Source organism: Pedobacter jeongneungensis (assembly GCF_000633455.1).
GTDB classification, from domain to species: Bacteria; Bacteroidota; Bacteroidia; order Sphingobacteriales; family Sphingobacteriaceae; genus Pedobacter; species Pedobacter jeongneungensis_A.
The window spans coordinates 62,882-81,294 of the sequence record NZ_AYMG01000032.1 but is presented as its reverse complement, the minus strand read 5'-3'; the positions used below and the strand labels follow the sequence as shown (position 1 = coordinate 81,294).

The 18,413-nt window shown below is 38.6% G+C and carries 9 protein-coding genes and 1 pseudogene; 2 read left to right on the top strand and 8 right to left on the bottom strand.

What is annotated here, in order from left to right:
* The 8 genes and pseudogenes from U859_RS31360 to U859_RS0125660 all read right to left on the bottom strand — a co-directional run.
* Positions 1 to 895, bottom strand: a pseudogene (locus U859_RS31360) (collagen-like protein); the annotation flags it as partial.
* Between the two features lie 30 nt (positions 896 to 925).
* On the bottom strand, positions 926 to 1,153 hold the full coding sequence (locus U859_RS0125695) for a hypothetical protein (RefSeq protein WP_025146120.1): 228 nt from the start codon (positions 1,151 to 1,153) through the stop codon (positions 926 to 928).
* A 21-nt stretch (positions 1,154 to 1,174) separates the two neighbouring features.
* The gene (porV, locus tag U859_RS0125690; protein ID WP_025146119.1) at positions 1,175 to 2,311 is read right to left on the bottom strand and encodes a type IX secretion system outer membrane channel protein PorV; all 1,137 of its coding nucleotides are present in this window, start codon (positions 2,309 to 2,311) and stop codon (positions 1,175 to 1,177) included.
* Between the two features lie 5 nt (positions 2,312 to 2,316).
* Complete coding sequence (locus U859_RS0125685) at positions 2,317 to 3,027, bottom strand: PKD domain-containing protein (RefSeq protein ID WP_025146118.1); 711 nt, start codon at positions 3,025 to 3,027, stop codon at positions 2,317 to 2,319.
* A complete protein-coding gene (locus U859_RS0125680) occupies positions 3,024 to 11,192 on the bottom strand; it encodes a PKD domain-containing protein (protein WP_162800049.1) in 8,169 nt (2,722 codons plus the stop codon). Before U859_RS0125680 ends, U859_RS0125685 begins: the two co-directional genes overlap by 4 nt.
* A gap of 12 nt (positions 11,193 to 11,204) precedes the next feature.
* Positions 11,205 to 15,485, bottom strand: coding sequence for a hypothetical protein (locus tag U859_RS0125670; protein WP_162800048.1), 4,281 nt, complete (start codon positions 15,483 to 15,485; stop codon positions 11,205 to 11,207).
* Between the two features lie 73 nt (positions 15,486 to 15,558).
* Entirely contained in the window at positions 15,559 to 16,098 is a 540-nt protein-coding gene (locus tag U859_RS0125665; RefSeq protein ID WP_025146114.1) for a hypothetical protein, read from the bottom strand.
* 34 nt (positions 16,099 to 16,132) lie between these two features.
* A complete protein-coding gene (locus tag U859_RS0125660; protein ID WP_025146113.1) occupies positions 16,133 to 16,654 on the bottom strand; it encodes a hypothetical protein in 522 nt (173 codons plus the stop codon).
* Between the two features lie 58 nt (positions 16,655 to 16,712).
* Here U859_RS0125660 and U859_RS0125655 point away from each other — a divergent pair, with 58 nt between their 5' ends.
* Together U859_RS0125655 and U859_RS0125650 are read left to right on the top strand one after the other, a co-directional pair.
* Positions 16,713 to 17,024: a hypothetical protein gene (locus U859_RS0125655; RefSeq protein ID WP_025146112.1), complete on the top strand. Its 312-nt coding sequence runs from the start codon at positions 16,713 to 16,715 to the stop codon at positions 17,022 to 17,024.
* Positions 17,025 to 17,029: 5 nt separating this feature from the next.
* A complete protein-coding gene (locus U859_RS0125650) occupies positions 17,030 to 18,130 on the top strand; it encodes a hypothetical protein (protein ID WP_025146111.1) in 1,101 nt (366 codons plus the stop codon).
* Positions 18,131 to 18,413 lie beyond the last annotated feature (283 nt).

Genomic DNA, 18,413 nt, shown 5'->3' with positions numbered 1-18,413 from the left:
CACCTTTTTCGCCTTGAATGCCCTGAAGACCGGTATCGCCTTTTACACCAGGTAGGCCCTGTGCTCCGGTAAATCCCTGCAGGCCGGTTGCGCCGGTATCTCCCTTATCACCTTTCTCTCCAGTCTCACCTTTGTCGCCTTTTGCTCCGGCTACGCCCTGGATTCCCTGAGGGCCAGCTGCACCAGTTTCTCCTTTATCACCTTTTTCACCCTGAATGCCCTGAAGACCGGTATCGCCTTTTACACCAGGTAGGCCCTGTGCTCCGGTAAATCCCTGCAGGCCGGTTGCGCCGGTATCTCCCTTATCACCTTTCTCTCCAGTCTCACCTTTTAGTCCTTGGATACCATCATCACCGGTATCACCTTTTACACCAGGCAAACCCTGTGGGCCAACTCCACCAGTCTCGCCTTTATCTCCTTTTGGGCCTTGGATACCTTGAGGACCAGTGTCACCTTTATCCCCTTTTGTTCCAGAAGAAGCATCTCCGCTTTTACTTGCATAAATTGCGTAAGGCACACTCAATAATTCGGAATTACCAACTATTGAGAAATTACTCCCATTTGTAGGATCTACCTCAACTTTTAAAAACTTTGATGAATTTCCCCAAGTAACATCTGAAATTCGACCCTGTATATTCCTCCCTCCAGGTGCACCCACTTCAACACTATATAGTCCAACCGTTGAGGTTTGTACAGTTTTTGTTTCCTGATATTCAATTGAACCAGATGAAGATCCATTGAGTATTGAAAGTCGAATAGAAATGAATCTATTAGCTATTGGCGAACCGTTTGTATTTCGTAAAGCCCCTTGATAATTGAACTGATCCGGAGCCTGTGCAAAGGAATTTAATGACAATAGGAGTGCCACTAAAACAAGTAAATGTTTAATTTTCATATAAAAAAAATTGTAGTAATGCTTATTTGATTATAGCCGAAGAATGTCTGTCAGGTCAATGATAAAATCACGATTTTTAATTACGTGAGCACTTTCAATAACTAAAGGGGGAAGAAAATTAGAATTTAACTTTTCAGAAACCTTTAACTTAATTTCTTCTAATGCGTGGAAAACTGTTTCGCCACTTGCATTAAACGAACCGATATCTTTAATCGTAGTAGAATATTCTTCTAGTTCGTCATTATTTTGTTCTTTCATAGTTTATATATGGGTTTGAATTTATTCTGATATACTAAGTGATATTCCAAACTTGAAGCTTGATTTCAACGAGAAATTTTCTCCAGTCGGTATAAGGTAGGCTATATCGATACCAAGTCTTTTATTGTTAAATTCTTTCTTGAAACCTAAGCCTACAGATGCAAAAGAGCCTAATCCCATTTGTTTGGCCTCTGAATAAAAACCGCCTCTAAAAAAGAAACTATCATTTAATCCAGCCTCTGCTCCAACACTTAAACCGAATTCTTTAATCTCGCCGGAGATTCCGTCCGGATGATCATTGAAAGATGAAAATATTGCTGCAGGCACTGTCTTATTTGGATCCGCACCTTTTATAATATTTTTATCCTGGTCATAGATTGGTTGAGATGGAATTAACATCTTAGTCAACTCTAAGCCAACTCTTACATAACTTTCGTTGAAGTTAAGTTTATAGCCTCCACCAAATCTAAGAGCCATTGGTAAGAAACTTTTTTCCTCAGAATCAGAATAATTTATCTTACTACCAATATTAGTAAGTGCAAATCCATAACTAATTTCATTATCTGCAGCATCGGGAATTCTACCATACAATCCAAAGTCAGCTGCTAATGCAAATCCACCTCGCGTTTTTATACCTTCCAATTCAGCACCCCCAGTTAAGCTGGAAAATATTCCCTTAAAAGTTATACCCATTCCGAGACTTGAATTAAACTGTTTTGCGTAAGTCCCACCAATAGCCCATTCATTAGGTCTTACAAAGTTTGTTTCATTAGCCTGGCTATCATAAAAATGGACATCACCTAAAGACAGGTATTGTAGACTCATACCAATATATTCTCCTTGATTTATCCAGGTGTGGCCATTCAGCGTTAAATACTTAATATCTTTAGTTAAATCGACCGCGATTGGTGAAAATGTTGAGGAGAAGCTCGATACCTCATTATAATTATTTTCATCATTAAAAGAGATTAAAGCAGGATTACCGAAAACGGAGTTTGCATCTCCTCCATTAGCAACTGATAAATTACCCATTCCAGCCCCCCTTACATTTACTGGTAGTCTTAAAAAATCTGCCGAAACAGGAACCACTTGTGCCCTGATTTCTATACCAAACAGTATCGTACAGATTAAAACTAGTGATAAGGTTTTTGTTCTCATATTATCTAGTTTACATTTAATTTATATATCGTTGGATTGGATATTGCGCCGTTATTATCGATAACTTTTAATTCGATATTATATGTTCCCTGAGTCGGAAAAATATAGTTGATCGTGGGATTTGTCGTTTGTATAGATTTTCCCTCAATATTGAAAATGTAACCAACTACAGCACCGTTGAAATTTGCATCCTGGTCGTAACTTGCGGCACCATCGATCGTGTATTCCAAAGGTGAATTCTGCCCCAATTTTTTAGCCGAAACAACAGCTATTGGTATTAAATTATCAAATACAAATAAATTCAGTGTTGCCTGTTTTGAGTTACTAAACCGATCTTCTACTATAAAGTCTACTGAAATATTTCCTTTTGATTTTGGACTTACAGATAACAATATTTCATCTAAATCGACACGGATGGATGTCAAATTCAAATCCTTTCCATCATAATAAACTTTAGCATTTCCCTTAGATACATTGTAGTTAAGCTTCCATATATTTTTATACTTATCGCTCAGAAGTAATTTAGTATTGTAGAAAAATGATGGAGAATCATAAAATCTTACACTATCTGTTATAACTTCCTTTCCTAGAGTTACATTTAACTTCGAAATGGAGATTTCTGGAGGGCTATCTATCAACCTCATCATTTCTTTTCTATCACCGCACCCATATAGGAAGACGGCAATAGAAAAGATAGTTATCATTAATTTTTTCATAGAATCAATACTTTTATAGTTGTTTGTTGATTGTTAATATTAATTGTGAAGAGGTAGTATGTCTTACCTCCTGTTAAAAGATGAAGATCTTTTAACTCGAAGTCATTCTGACCTGGATTAACTTCATAAACTTGGCTGCTTATTAATCTTTGTCCAATGGTGTAGATTTGAACTGTAGCCTTTTGTACCTGTTTGTCCTTATTAAAGATCCTTATCTTTGCAGTTGCATCTTTTATTGGATTTGGGTAAACAATGTGTTGATGAGAGTCTTTATTCTGCACAATCGGATTACTATCGTTACCTGGAGGAGTTATTATAATTTTATCCTCGTCTACAGTTATGTATTCTTTTTTGGTTACAATTAGCGGACAGCCTTGACTAGAGTAAGCAATCATTGTCACCGTGTATTTGCCAGCTTTGTAATAATAATGTACAGCATTCTGATCGGACGACTTTCCTCCATCTCCAAAGTCCCAGGTATATTTTACAGCTCCAGTAACAGCTGGTGTAAATTTCACTATGCCAGCTAAAGGTATTCTCGTCGCATTTACTGAAAAATCACCTAAAGGATTATTTGATTTCAGTTTGATTTCAGTAAGACTGCTCTCACAACTTGAAACATTTGCAGCTCTTGCAGAAACATATATTATTTCTGAAGTATTTAGAGTATATGAGATAACCTGGCCTTGGGCGAAAGGAGTTGAAATACCTTTTTTATACCATAGGTAGGTCAATTGACTATTTCCTACAACGGTAGCCCTTGCAGTAAGAGTCAATACATCCCCGTCGCACCCTTCTAAGCTACCCGATATCTCCGGCGCCGAAGGAGTTGCAACAACCTCAATAATACGCGTTGCAGATGACTTGCAACCTGAGCCGTTTGTATAATTATATTGTATTATATGTTTACCAAGTCCTGCTTCAGAAGGTTTGAAAACATTATTTGTGACGCCGGTACCAGATGTGGTTACCCCTACAGGTAATTTTCCATTCAATAACATTATGTTAGCTGAAGTTTCGCAAACTGCTATATCAGGATCTATCTCCAATACTGTTAGATCAACAACGGTAATAGTAAAATCTGTTTTACTTACACATCCATATTGATTTGTATACGTATACTCAATTTTATGGGTACCCAGGCCAGCACTTGCAGGATTGAATATTGTTCCAACAACTGCCTTGCCACTATAAACTCCTGTTAGTGGATTATCTATGTTTTTGCTATCGAGATTTACGTTACCACCATTTACACAGGTTTCAAAATCATTTACTCTTTTGAGAATTGTTGGTAGTCTCACCGTTAGTACAATTGGGGCGCTTTCTCGCGCACAGTTGTTAGCATTAATAACTGTTACTGTATAAGAACCAGATTTATTAACTGAAATTTGCTTTGTTGTTTCACCCGTGCTCCAACGATAGAAACTTCCATCTGAAGCAGTCAAAACAGTAGTGCTGCCACTGCAGAATTCTACACCGAGACTGCTTGTAATGATTGGAGTATCATTTGCAAGAACAATTACTTTCGTAACAGCAGATGTTCTTCCACAGCTTTGTGCATTGTTGACTGTTACAAAGTAGTCACCTGGAGCATCAACAATAATACTTCGGGTGGTTGCACCATTGCTCCAAAGGTAACTTACACCTAAGCTTGCAGTTAAAGTCACCTTTTCACCGTCACAAATTGTTGTTTTTCCCGATGCACTGATTGTAGGAACAGGATTTGGCTTAGCAGTCGTAATGATTGGGTCAGTAGCACGCTCACAGCCTTCAGCATTAGAAATAAATCCAATTATTGTTTCAGAGGTTTTTACAATTATACTTCTTGTTTTTGCCCCTGTGCTCCAACGATAATTCGCTCCCTCTTCTTTTATAGTTAATATCACACTGTCACCTTCACAGAAGGTCAGGTTACCTGTTATCACAGCTGTAGGTTTTGGTATTGGATGAACCACTACTTTCGTGATTTCAGACTGTCTTTCGCATCCGTCAGAATTTTTGACTCTAACGAAATAATCTCCAGAAGTTGCAACATCAATGGTATTGTTTGTAGAGCCTGTATTCCATTGATAGGTCTGGCCAATTACAGCTGGCACTGAAAGTGTAACCTTACCACCCTCGCAAAATGTGGTGTTTGAAGCTGCTGAAATAAATGGGATAGGATTATCCTTAACTTCTATTGTAACCGGATCACTTTCACGTTCACAACCCTCGGCATTTTTGATATACGCTTTATATGTTCCTGATGCTTTGACAGTAATACTCTTTGTTTTTTCACCACTACTCCAGCGATATGCAGTCCCATTTTCTTTAATGGTCAGGATTACGCTATCTGGTTGACAGAATTTGCTTGGACCAGATAATAATATTGTTGGTTTCGGAATCGAATAAACTACAACATTTGTGATTTCTGAAAGCCTTTCACAACCGTCTGAGTTCTTTACTTTAATGAAATATTCTCCGGCCTTATCTACTTCTATCTTACTAGATGTTTCACCAGTATTCCATAAATAACTTTCACCTAATTTATTAGGAACCGAAAGAGTGATCTTATTGCCTTCACAAAATGTTGTGCTCGAAGATGGGGTAATTACAGGGACAAGATTTTCCTTTACAGTTATAGCAACCGGATCGCTAGCACGTTCACAACCTTCTGCATTTTTGATGTAGGCTGTAAATATTCCAGACCCTCTCACTGTAATACTCTTTGTAGTTGCACCGTTGCTCCAACGATAAGATGTCCCGTCCTCTTTAATTGTCAGAACAACATTCTCTGGTTGACAGAAGGTATTTGAACCTGAAAGTATAATCGTAGGTTTCGGGATTGGATGAACTACAACTTTTCTTACTTCAGATAACCTTTCACAGCCTTCGGCATTTCTAACTTTTACCGAATAATCCCCGCTTGTGGAAACTTCTATGCTATTGGTCGTCTGTCCATTACTCCATAGATAAGTTTGCCCTATAACATTTGGTACCGATAAGATAATCTTCTCACCTTCACAAAATGTAGTGTTTGAGGATGCCTCAATTTTTGGCATCGTGTTTTCCCTCACGTTGACTATTACCGGATCTCCTGAACGCTCACAACCTTCAATATTCTTAATGAATCCAGTGTAAGTCCCCGATTCTGTAACTGTGATTGATTTGGTTGTTGCACCATTGCTCCAGCGATATGAAGCCGCAGTTTCCTTGATCGTTAAAGTAACACTAGCCGGTTGGCAGAAATCTATAGAACCTGAAAGGGTCACTGTAGGTTTTGGTATAGGATGGACAGTAACTGGTGTTATAGCAGAAAATCTTTCACAACCTGCAGCATTTTTAACTTTAACAAAATATTCTCCTGATTTGCTTACCTCGATGCTATTGGTTGTTTCCCCCGTGCTCCACTGATAGCTCTGGCCAGCTGCATTCGGCACGGAGAGTGTAATTTTATCACCTTCACAGAATGTAGTGCTAGATGAGGCCCTGATCACTGGAACAGGATTGTTCCTGACAGTGATTACCGTAGGCTCGCTGACACGTTCGCATCCTTCAGCATTTTTGATGTAAGCTATGAAAGTGCCCGATTCTTTAACGGTAATGCTTTTGGTGGTTGCACCATTGCTCCAACGGTATGATGCCCCATTTTCTTTTATAGTTAGGACAGCACTATCAGGCTGGCAGAATTCTGCCTGGCCTGTTAAAACTATAGTTGGTTTTGGTATCGCGTTTACCACAACTTTGGTTATCGCTGAAAATGACTCGCAACCAACAAGGTTTTTTACCTTAACAAAATAATCACCTGAAGCCGAAACCTCAATAGAATTTGTGGTCTGTCCACCATTCCATAAATAGGTCTGGCCAATTACGTTCGGTACCGATAGTGTTATTTTTTCTCCCTCACAGAATGTTGTACTAGAGGAAGCGGTAATAACCGGCACTATATTTTCCCTTACTGTGATCGTTACAGGCTCACTAACTCGCTCACATCCTTCAATATTTTTGATGTAGGCTGTAAATGTCCCGGATTCGGTAACGGTAATCGATTTTGTTGTTGCACCATTGCTCCATCGGTAAGATGCTGCAGTTTCCTTAATAGTCAAGGTTACAGATCCTGGCTGGCAAAATTCTGCCGGACCAGATAAAGTAATTGTTGGTTTTGGAATTGCATTTACAACAACTTTGGTTACCGCAGAGAGTCTTTCACATCCATCTGAATTTCTAACCTTAATAAAATAATCCCCGGACTTATCTACAACAATACTGTTTGTTGTTTCTCCAGTGCTCCAAGAATAGGTTTCACCTAACTTGTTCGGAATTGATAATGTAATTTTATCCCCCTCACAAAAGGTTGTATTGGATGAAGCCGTGATAACCGGTATTTCATTAGGTTTAACAGTCACTACGACAGGATCGCTAGCTCGTTCACATCCCTGGGCATTGATGATAAATGCGGTAAAACTTCCCGATGATGATACGACGATGCTTTTGGTGGTTTCTCCATTGCTCCAACGGTAAGATGTACCATTTTCCTTAATGGTAAGTGTTACAGTTCCTGGCTGGCAAAATTCTGCCGGACCAGACAGAGCAATCGTCGGTTTAAGGATAGGATGAACAATTACTTTTGTAATTTCGGAGAAGCGCTCACATCCTTCCAGGTTCTTAACTTTAATAGAATAGTCACCGGCTTTGCCTACCTCGATACTGTTTGTTGTTTCACCTGTACTCCATAAATATGTTTGGCCAACCACATTCGGTACAGATAAGGTAATCTTATCCCCTTCGCAGAAAGTAGTGTTAGACGAGGCCGTGATCACAGGCACTTCGTTTTGCTTCACTTTTATAGTAACTGCTTCACTTTCTCGCTCGCAGCCTTCGGCATTTTTAATAAACGCAGTAAAGGTTCCAGAAGAACTAACTGTAATTGATTTAGTTGTTGCACCATTGCTCCAGCGGTATGAAGCTGCAGTTTCTTTGATGGTTAAGGTTACTGATCCAGGCTGGCAGAATTCTGCCGGACCGGATAAAGTAATGGTTGGCTTTTGGATCGGGTGAACAACAACTTTTGTCACCGCAGATAAACTTTCACAGCCTGAAGCATTTTTAACTTTGACAGAATAATCCCCTGCCTTGCTTACCTCGATGCTGTTGGTTATTTCACCGGTATTCCAAAGGTATGTTTCTCCCAGTTTATTCGGTACGCTTAGTATTACTTTATCTCCTTCACAGAAAGTTGTACTTGTAGAGGCGGTAATAACCGGAACTTCATTTGGTTTTACATTGATGACTATTGGATCGCTTTCCCTTTCGCAACCTTCAGCATTTTTGATAAATGCAGAATAAGATCCAGAACCTGTAACGGTAATGCTTTTAGTCGTTGCGCCGTTACTCCATCGATATGATGCCGCAGTCTCTTTAATGGTTAGGGTGATAGATCCCGGTTGGCAAAATTCTGTTGGACCGGACAAGATAATTGTTGGCTTAGGAATCGGATATACTGTTATCTTGGTGTTAAGAGATAAGCGTTCACAACCTAAGTCATTTTTAACTTTTACATAATAATCTCCAGATTTGTCAACAACAATGCGATTAGTAGTTTCTCCCGTGTTCCATAAATAAGTATAGCCAATGGTGTTTGGTACAGAGAGTGTGACACTCCCCCCTTCACAAAAGCTAGTATTGGATGATGCAGTAACAACTGGTACAGCATTATCACGGACAGTTACTACAACTGGCTCACTTTCTCTTTCACAACCTTGTACATTTGAAATATAGCCAATATAAGTTCCACCGATTCCAACTGTAATACTTTTAGTTGTTTCGCCGTTACTCCAACGATATGCGGTACCATTTTCCTTGATGCTTAATGTTACAGTGCCAGGTGCACAAATTTCAGTGGAACCGGTTATTTGAATTGTTGGTTTTGGAATTGGATAAACATTAATTCTCAAATCAGCAGAATTGCTAATACATCCTGCTGCGTTCTTTACCTCAACATTATAGACACCACTGGTTTTTACAATTATCGATCTTGTCGTTTCCCCAGTACTCCATAAATAGCTAGTTCCTTGGGAAGCTGTTAGCGTGGCACTTTCGCCTTCACACATATTGGTTTTCCCAAAAACCGAGATAGCTGCTAGTTTGTTGTTTAAAACATTGATGATAGTCGGATCAGACGCCCTTTCACATCCCTGAGCATTTGTAATATATGCAATATAATTACCTGATGTTGATACATTGATTGAACGGGTAGTTTCACCAGTACTCCATCTATAACTTGCCGCATTTTCATTAATGGTTAATCTTAACGGAGTACCCTCGCAGATCGTAGATGGATTGTCTGCCGTTATTGTTGGCTTAGGAATCGGATAAAAAACTACGGGAATTAAGTCAGATACTGTTGAGCAACTGTTAGTATAACTTGCAAACACAGTGTAAGTTCCGCTCTCAGTTACATCTATTGATGTCCCGGACTTACCATTACTCCAGGTATAATTTGCTCCAGCTTCTGGATTTGAAACGTACAAAGTAGTTTTTTCACCTTCACATAGCGGACTAGGAGTCGATAATGAAACTAAAGGTTTTACCTTTTTTAATACAGTTATGGCTGCAACATCCGAGGTTAATGTACATCCGTTAGAGTTCTGAATAGAAACTGTATAGCTGCCCGATACTGATACTGTTATTGATTTTGTTGTTTCACCAGTACTCCAAAGATATTTATCTCCAATTTCATTAACTGAAAGTGTTACAGAACCTCCTTCACAAAAGGTTGTGGCACCACTGATCGTAATCGTAGGTTTAACAATTGGTAGTACATCAACAACTGAAGCTGTGCTAACCTCAGAACAACCATTGGGATAAACAGCACTTACCGTATAGGATCCTTTAGTTGTTACTACGATTGATTGCCCCGTTTGGCCAGTACTCCAAGTATAATTTGTATTCGGTACAGGATTAGAAACAGACAAAGTAACGTTTCCTCCTTGACAGAATGTCAATGGCCCATTTCCAACGATTAACGGTTTTGGCCTTGGATTGGCTATGATACTCGTTGGTGCTGAAATCCGTGAACATCCGTTGTTGTTAGTGATTGTAGCTGTATATGATCCTGTAGTGGAAACCGTGATAGACTTTGTTGTTTCACCAGTACTCCAAAGATATTTATCCCCCGTTTCATTTATTGTTAATGTCACATTCCCACCTTCACAGAAGCTTGTGGGACCACCAGCTGTAATAGTTGGTGTAACTATTGGAAGGACAGTTACACTAGAACCGTCACTTATAGCTGAGCAACCGTTTTGGTATGCAGCGGTCAAATTATATGTACCGGACTTTGATACTACTATTGATTGTCCTGTTTGGCCATTACTCCATGAATAGTTTGCTCCAGGTTCCGGATTTGTTAAGGTTAAAGTCACAGATCCGCCATCACAAAAAGTCAGTGGTCCACTAGCTGAAACGATGGGTTTAGGTCTTGGACTTGCTGTTACAACAACCGGTAGAGAAGTTTCAGAACAACCATTGTTATTCTGTATTGTAGCTGTATAAGTTCCTGTAGCTCTTACAGTAATTGATTTTGTTGTCTCTCCGGTGCTCCATAAGTACTTATCTCCCGTTTCATTTATCGTTAAGATTACAGAACCGCCATCACAAAAGCTCAATGGGCCACTTGATGTTATTGTTGGTTTAACAATTGGAAGCACTGTTACCTCAACGACTTCAGAAGTTGCAGAACAGCCTAGTTGATTGCTTACTGTAACAGAATACTTCCCTGTCTTGTTTACGGTTATTGTGTTTGTTCCTGTCGTACCATTGCTCCAGAAATATTGGCTATTAGGGTTATTAGGAACTGTAAGTGTCAAAGATTGACCTTCACAGAACGTTGTTACGCCACTCAGGGTTATCTTGGCACTTGGCCTTGGGTTTAACGTTACCTTAATTTGATCGCTCTGCTTAAGGCAGTTATCCTCATTATAGACCTCTACGGTGTAGACCCCACTATTTTTAACTGTAATACTTTGTGTTGTTTCACCATTGTTCCACTTAAATGTTTTCCCCGCACTAGCAGTAAGGACTACATCATCGCCCTCGCAAGCCACTATATCATTAGAAGTTTGTATTTGCGCTAACGCACCAAAGTGTAATAAAAGGATGGCGAAAATTAGATATATCTTTTTCATAATAACAATAATCTATTGTTTGGTAACGACTTTGATCGATACTGATGGTTTTGGATTTGGCAATACTATTACTGGAATAGTTGATGAAGTATTTGTACAGCCTTTATCCGTTGTTACTGAAACGAAATAATTTCCGGCTTGTGAAACTGTAATTTGATTAGTTGTTTCGCCAGTGTTCCATTTGTAGGTGAATCCTGGAGTAGCCGGAACTGACATTTGAATGCTCTCACCAGCACAAAATGTAGTGTTACCACTAGTAATAATAACAGGCTTTGGATTCGCATTAACTGTTATAACTATAGGGGAAGAAGATAGACTACAACCGTTCTTGTTCGAAATAGTTGCAACATAATTTCCAGAGGTTGTGACGGTTCGGATTTTTCCTACAACACCATCGCTCCACAAATAATTGTCACCACTTTCATTGATAGTTAGCGTTATCGACTGTCCTTCACAAAATGTTAAAGATCCACTCGCACTGATTGTAGGCTTCACGATCGGCAATACTTCTATTAATGTCGCGTCACTAATCTTGGAGCAGCCATTTGCATAAACTGCTGTAACAGTATACGAACCGGCTGATTTAACATCTAAAGATTGACCAGTTAATCCATTACTCCACGTATAAGTTGCCCCTGGAGAAGGGTTTGTAACATTTAATGTTAATGTTTCTCCCTGGCAGAATGTTAAAGGTTTGTTTGCGCTTACTAAAGGTTTTGGTGATGGGTTTACAAATACAGCAACACTTTCAGACGAAAGGCTACAACCATTATTATTAATGATTTTTGCAGTATATACACCAGAAGTTCTCACAAGAAGATTTTTTGTTGTCTCGCCAGTATTCCATAAATATGAATCACCAGTTTCATTGATGGTTAATGTAACGGACCCGTCCTCACAGAAATTAAGTGGTCCACTGGCGGTTATAGTTGGCTTCACAATGGGTAGAACTAATACCGCGCTAGCGTTGCTTACAGCACTACATCCAGTAGTATATGATGCATTTACACTATATAAACCTGAACTGTTAACTGTGGTAGTTTGACCGCTTACACCATTGCTCCAGGTATAATTTGCTCCTGATTGTGGATTTGATACGGTTAATGTTACACTGTTTCCTTGACAAAAAGTTAAAGGTCCGCTAGCATTTACAGTTGGTTTTGGAACCTGGTAGACCTGGACGCTTACTGGTGCTGAAGATAAAGAACACCCATTTACATTTGTAATTGTTGCCGTATATGTTCCTCCAGATTTTACTTCGATGCTTTTCGAAGTTTCTCCATTACTCCATAAATAAGAATCGCCAGTTTCGTTTACTGATAATGTAACAGATCCTCCCTGACAGAAAGAGAGCGGTCCGCTAGCCGTAATTGTTGGTGTGGCAATTGGTAAAACCTTAACAATGGTTGCCTCACTTACTCCGGAACATCCGTTGGTATAAACCGCTGTGACAATATAGTTACCTGAACCATTTACAGACAACGATTGGCCAGATTGCCCGGTGCTCCAGGAATAATTTGCACCTGGTACAGGGTTTGCAACTGATAATATTACTGAACTCCCTTGACACAGTGTTAAAGGGCCATTTGATGTGATTACTGGCTTTGGTGCTACTTTAACGTTTACCGAAATCGGAGTTGAACTTAAGCTGCAACCATTATTGTTTGTAATAGTTGCTGAATAACTACCTGTAGTAGAAACTAAAATAGATTTTGTTGTTTCTCCAGTGCTCCAAAGGTATTTATCTCCCGTTTCGTTTATAGTCAATCTTACAGATCCACCCTCACAAAAATCTAGATCACCACTTGCAGTAATTGTCGGTTTAGAAATCGGTAAGACGTTTACTACTTGTGAATTGCTTACCGCAGAACATCCATTCTGGTACATTGCGGTAACTGTGTATATTCCCCCCGTTGTAGCTGTGATGGACTGCCCATTTTGGCCATTACTCCAGGTATAGTTTGCACCCCCCACAGGATTTCCCACTGATAATGTTACTGAACTTCCCTGACAAAATGTGGTTGAGCTTAATGACACTATATTCGGCTTAGGCCTTTGGTTTACAGTTACAGTTACTGGAGGTGTCTCCACAGTGCAATCCTCGCTATTTGTAACCTTGCAAGTAAAAGCACCACTAGCAAAAACTGTAACACTTTGCGTGGTTGCACCATTACTCCATAAATAAGATTTTCCGTTTGTAGCAGTAAGAAGCACTCCGTCACCATCACATACTGTTGTATTACCACTTGCGGTTACAATTGGTGTAAATTGGTTTTTGTATATAATTCGGATGCTTTGGGAAACTGCGCTGCAACCTTTCGCATCTTTTGTTGTAACGAAGTATGTTCCTCCTTGGGTTATCTGGATCGCTTGACTAGTTTCGCCGGTACTCCAAAGAAAACTTTGGCCAGAACTTGCCTGCAATGTTACAATTTCACCATAGCATGGTGTATTTAATCCATTTAAATTTTGAATCGTGGGGATTACCGGATTAGTGACGGTTACAGTTCTCGATTCTGAATTACCAGAGCAACCGTCCTTAAAAACTTGTACATAATATGTACCTGCATTTGACACATTAATGCTTTGGGTAGTTTCTCCATTTGGAAACCAAACATAAGCATCACCAGTAATCGATGAAGTTAGTTTAACTGTTTGTCCTGCACATAATGATAGAGAACCCTCAGTAACTATAGAGGGATTCGGACGTTGTTTAACGGTAATTGTCGTTGGATCCGATACCCTGATACAGCCATTGGTGTTTTCAACTTCAACTGAAAATGTTCCAGGAGTTTTAACAAATATCTCCTGTGTCGTTTCACCGCTACTCCATTGATAGGATTTACCTGGTGACGCGATTAACTTCACCCCATCCCCTACGCAAAACGATGTAGGGCCTACGGCAGTAATGGTAGGTTTTGGATTCGGCAATACGTTTACTACAACAGGTATACTAGTAGACTGACAGGATCCAGGATTAGTAGCTGTTACAGAATAAATTCCTGAGGTTGACACTTGAATTGTCTGCCCTGATTGACCATTGCTCCATTGGTAATTGTTCGGAATTCCTGTTGATTGTGCCGTTAGTGTAACTTTATCCCCGTCACAAAATGTTAATGAGCCTGTAACCGATATGGTAGGTCTTGGATTTGGCTTAACAGTAATCACTGTCGGATTTGTACTCACCGAGCAGCCATTATCTCCTGTTAGAACGCAACTATAAGAACCTGCTGTACTTATAGTTATTGACTGTGTAGTTATAGAAGTTGCTATTCCATCTTTGTACCACAGATATGATTTTGCATTTGATGCCGTTAATATTGAAGTTTCCCCATCGCAAATACTGGTATTGCCAGTTACATTTACATATCTATCAGGAACAGGTTTAGTAGAAACTGAAATTGAAGGGGAAGTAGAAGAGCACGCTCCATTTGATATTGTTACAGTATAATTCCCTGCATTACTAACAGTTATGTCTCTTGAAGTCTGACCAGTGCTCCATTGATAGGTATAAACCTGGCCTGTCGGAGAAACTGGTGCAGATAATACAACATTTGATCCTTCGCATATATTGGTACTTCCGTTTGGCGTAATGACAGGCACTGGCTTTTCTAATATTGTAAACCTAAATTCACCGGTATAATTACCATTGTTATAAAACTTTTCTGCCGTAACCACATGTTCGCCCAGGCCTAATGATCCAGGTTCAATTGTACTTGTTATAACACCATCAACTTTAAAGGTTACACCTGTTATTGTTGACTTAAAATAATCAGCTATTTGAATAGGAGCTTGTGTATTGCATATAATCTTAATGGCATCCGTATTTAGGAAATATGGAACCTCGACTTGTATAAGAAATGAGTTGTATTTATAATTTGTGTATTTACAATTACCTGATGCATTAGGTCTCCTTCCACAATAGGTGACAAACTGATTTACTGTGATGGGATTATTCTCCTGGTCATACTGTGGAACAAATGAAAAAGTACCTGTAATATATCCGTTTCCAGAATAGGAATACCAAGCGGTACGATCAGAATACCTTTGTCCACCGTCTCCTTGATATCGTGCTCCCATTGCAGGAAAATTAGCTATCGGTCCAGATCCATTAGGCACAGCATAGAACAGTTTATTAGTGAAAGTTGGAACGTCATCACTAAAATAGATATCCTCACTTTCCATGTGGAAATTTCCGTTTGGCGAGATATTAACCTGAGAATGAGACGATAATCCCATTGTTATCAGGAAAATAAGGCATATAAGCCCCCTATAAGTAAAATTCGGGTTCATACTTATTGTGTTTATTGAGAAATGAAAGGGAAAAAGGTGACTACTGTCTCCTTAACTTAAGAAGCAGCTCTAATTAAAAACTGTAGGTACGGTTTATCTCGTTACCATTTGCCAGTTTAAAAGAAAGAACCAATTTTTTTGCAGTCAAGTCCATTGATTTAACCATATAGACAACTTGTTTTCTTATACCTTGTGCTTTAAACGCATTCTCTTCGTCCATTCCTGAAAAACGGATACTGTCAGTGTCTTTGTCTGTAAAATTGAAATTGCTCTGAATCGTATTATTAACTGCTGCACATTTGCTTTTGCCGTAATCCCAAGAAATTATACTTCCATCAGATGTGGTAAAAGTATCATCCCCAATGCAAGCGGGAAACATTGCTGATGCATTTAGCATTTCACCGGTTGTAACATTTTGTATGCTCTCCAGTTTATAGGTTTTACCATTTAGTTTATCAATGATTGCCTGTTTTCTTGCGGCCTCATTTTTTTGATTTTGACGTTCTTCCTCTACTTTGTCATCTGCTGAGGAGGTTTTTTTACAAGCTGTAAATAATGAAAGGGATAAAACTGATAATAATAAAACTGCTTTAAATAATTTAGATGTTTTCATAAAAAAAAGTGTTAATTGTGTTAATTGTTTATTGTTAATTAATATTTATTTTAATTGTTAAGCCGACTTCATATTGTTTCTGACCCAAGGTTTTCTTAGCATAAAAGCCCTGAAGTCCGCTGAATTCTAATGCTGTTCTATCATCAAGGTAGTATTCAAGCCCTCCCCCTATCTTACCGCCATAGTTAAAAGTTGATGCGGAAATCAAAACATTGTCGGTTATCTTTTGTGTTGCAACACTACCCAAAGCTTTCAGGTTCAGGTAAAATGACCTTCCTAATTCCACAGGAGTATAGGTCATTCCAAAATCAAGATTATAAGCCTTATAATACGCCTGATGTGGTCTACCCCACTCATAGCCTAAATTAAATTGCAGAGATATGAAATCAGTTGTGTAATATTGCGCGCCAATTCCACCTAAGAAACCTATATCAGTTTTGCTGCCACTAATTGTAGCCTGAGTTTGTCCTTCGTAATGGGTGTACTGAGAATAGCTATTGTTTATATTAAACAATATACTTAATATTATAGCCATTAGCCCTGCGTTAACTTTCATGGCATAAAGATACAACAAAAATTTATTTTTATCAATTTTTATTTACATTTGTAGACAAATGACAAAAAAAAATTCTAGAACATCTACAAAAGAATTACGATATCACACAATTTCGGCTCTCATCAATAATGGGGTTATACTCAAGTTCTCAGATATTATAGTTAATCAATTCGTTCCTGTTTCCCTTTTGGCTAAGGATCTGAATATCCATTATAATAAACTAAAGGATGCTGAAGGACATTTTGTGCCCCATAATTTCCGGGTTGGCCACATCTTGAAAATGGCAGAATTTTTTGAGGTGGATCCAATCAAGATATTTGAATTGATTTTAGCCGATAATTTGTCGAGTATTGAAAATAGTAAAGATTAATATTTATGAAGGCAGAAATAAGTAAAGCACCAGCTGGAGATTTTGTTTACGCTTTAAGCCGTATTGATAGAAGTGTTGCCGATAATTTGAAAGACATTGAGAAATCCTTTGGGCATGACGCCGGAATGATCACTGATGTTATCGTATTCCTAACCAAGCGATTAAATAAGAACCTTTTTGGATTTACATGCTTCACCTTAAATGAGTTTGCCAAGGAGTCTGGCCGAAATAAACAGGATCTTTGTGAGAAGCACCCTGTCTTGAAAGCTAATCCAAAACTTGATGCTCCGGAATATTTTGGGCATAAATTTGAAACTGTATTTGACTACGCTTTATTCCAGGCTTTACAAAAAAATATTATCTTTTCTAGGGAGTATACTACTCAACAGGGATCGCAAACAATTTCATTGACAAACTTTCCCATCCTTAAAGATATTAAACTCAATGTAGACCGAAAAAGCAATGCAATAAAGTTGTATGAAATCCGGGTTTCTGACGAATTCATACAAGGAGCACTATCGAGATACTATAACATTGAGTCAAATGGTTATAGCATGGTTGGAAAAGGACGTGGTGGTGATGGAAGGAAAAGATTATTTCTCTTTCTATATAAAACCAGTCATATTGTATTAAGCACCAATAATACCAAAACTAAGCTTGCTGTTGATTACTTAGCCAGTCTTGCAGGCATTGATGTTAAGGAACCTCGTAACCGAAAAACTTCTTTAAAACGCGTTTTAGATGCTATGGTGACTAAAGGAATGATCCCATTTACCTTCACATTCACTCAGGGCGATAATGCCAGGAAATATGATGAGGATTATTATGTGGAATTAAACTTCTTAAAACCCTTACAAGAACCCTCTGGTCATAATTCTTTCAAAAGAAACCTTTGGGATCTGTTGAAAAATCAGTATAAAGGCTTGTATAGCGATACAAAATACAGAGATGAAAAAGATCCTTTTCAGCGTTGGCTTAATAATCCCACTGTAAATTTAAAAGAGAAAGCAGAAGCCTACCAAGCTGCATATTATCGCTCATTCTCAGTTAATCTTACTCTTTCTCAAGCAAAACAAAAAGTTCAGGAAGCGGATCTATTATCATAATTTGCGTTCGAGTATTGCATTTATCTTTTCTAAGGCCTCTATCAATGAGGCCTTTTTTTTTACGTTCGTGTATTGCAGCGGTCACGCATAAAAAAATTGATAAAAATAAATATTTTGTATTCGATCTTTGCAGCGTCGATTATGTTGTGTCTTATAATTTATCTTAGAATGGATACTTTTTTTAAATCCAAAGACCTTTTCCCCTTTCATTTTTTATTTAAAGGCTATCTTAAACACATTTTTATATTAAAATGATACCTGCGTTCGAGTATTGCAGCATTGC

Excerpts from the sequence above, each read along its gene's own strand:
- U859_RS0125665 (WP_025146114.1), bottom strand. The coding sequence starts at position 16,098 with ATGAAAACATCTAAATTATTTAAAGCAGTTTTATTATTATCAGTTTTA.
- porV (WP_025146119.1), bottom strand. The coding sequence starts at position 2,311 with ATGAGAACAAAAACCTTATCACTAGTTTTAATCTGTACGATACTGTTT.
- U859_RS0125670 (WP_162800048.1), bottom strand. The coding sequence starts at position 15,485 with ATGAACCCGAATTTTACTTATAGGGGGCTTATATGCCTTATTTTCCTG.
- U859_RS0125660 (WP_025146113.1), bottom strand. The coding sequence starts at position 16,654 with ATGAAAGTTAACGCAGGGCTAATGGCTATAATATTAAGTATATTGTTT.
- U859_RS0125650 (WP_025146111.1), top strand. The coding sequence starts at position 17,030 with ATGAAGGCAGAAATAAGTAAAGCACCAGCTGGAGATTTTGTTTACGCT.
- U859_RS0125655 (WP_025146112.1), top strand. The coding sequence starts at position 16,713 with ATGACAAAAAAAAATTCTAGAACATCTACAAAAGAATTACGATATCAC.
- U859_RS0125685 (WP_025146118.1), bottom strand. The coding sequence starts at position 3,027 with ATGAAAAAATTAATGATAACTATCTTTTCTATTGCCGTCTTCCTATAT.
- U859_RS0125695 (WP_025146120.1), bottom strand. The coding sequence starts at position 1,153 with ATGAAAGAACAAAATAATGACGAACTAGAAGAATATTCTACTACGATT.
- U859_RS0125680 (WP_162800049.1), bottom strand. The coding sequence starts at position 11,192 with ATGAAAAAGATATATCTAATTTTCGCCATCCTTTTATTACACTTTGGT.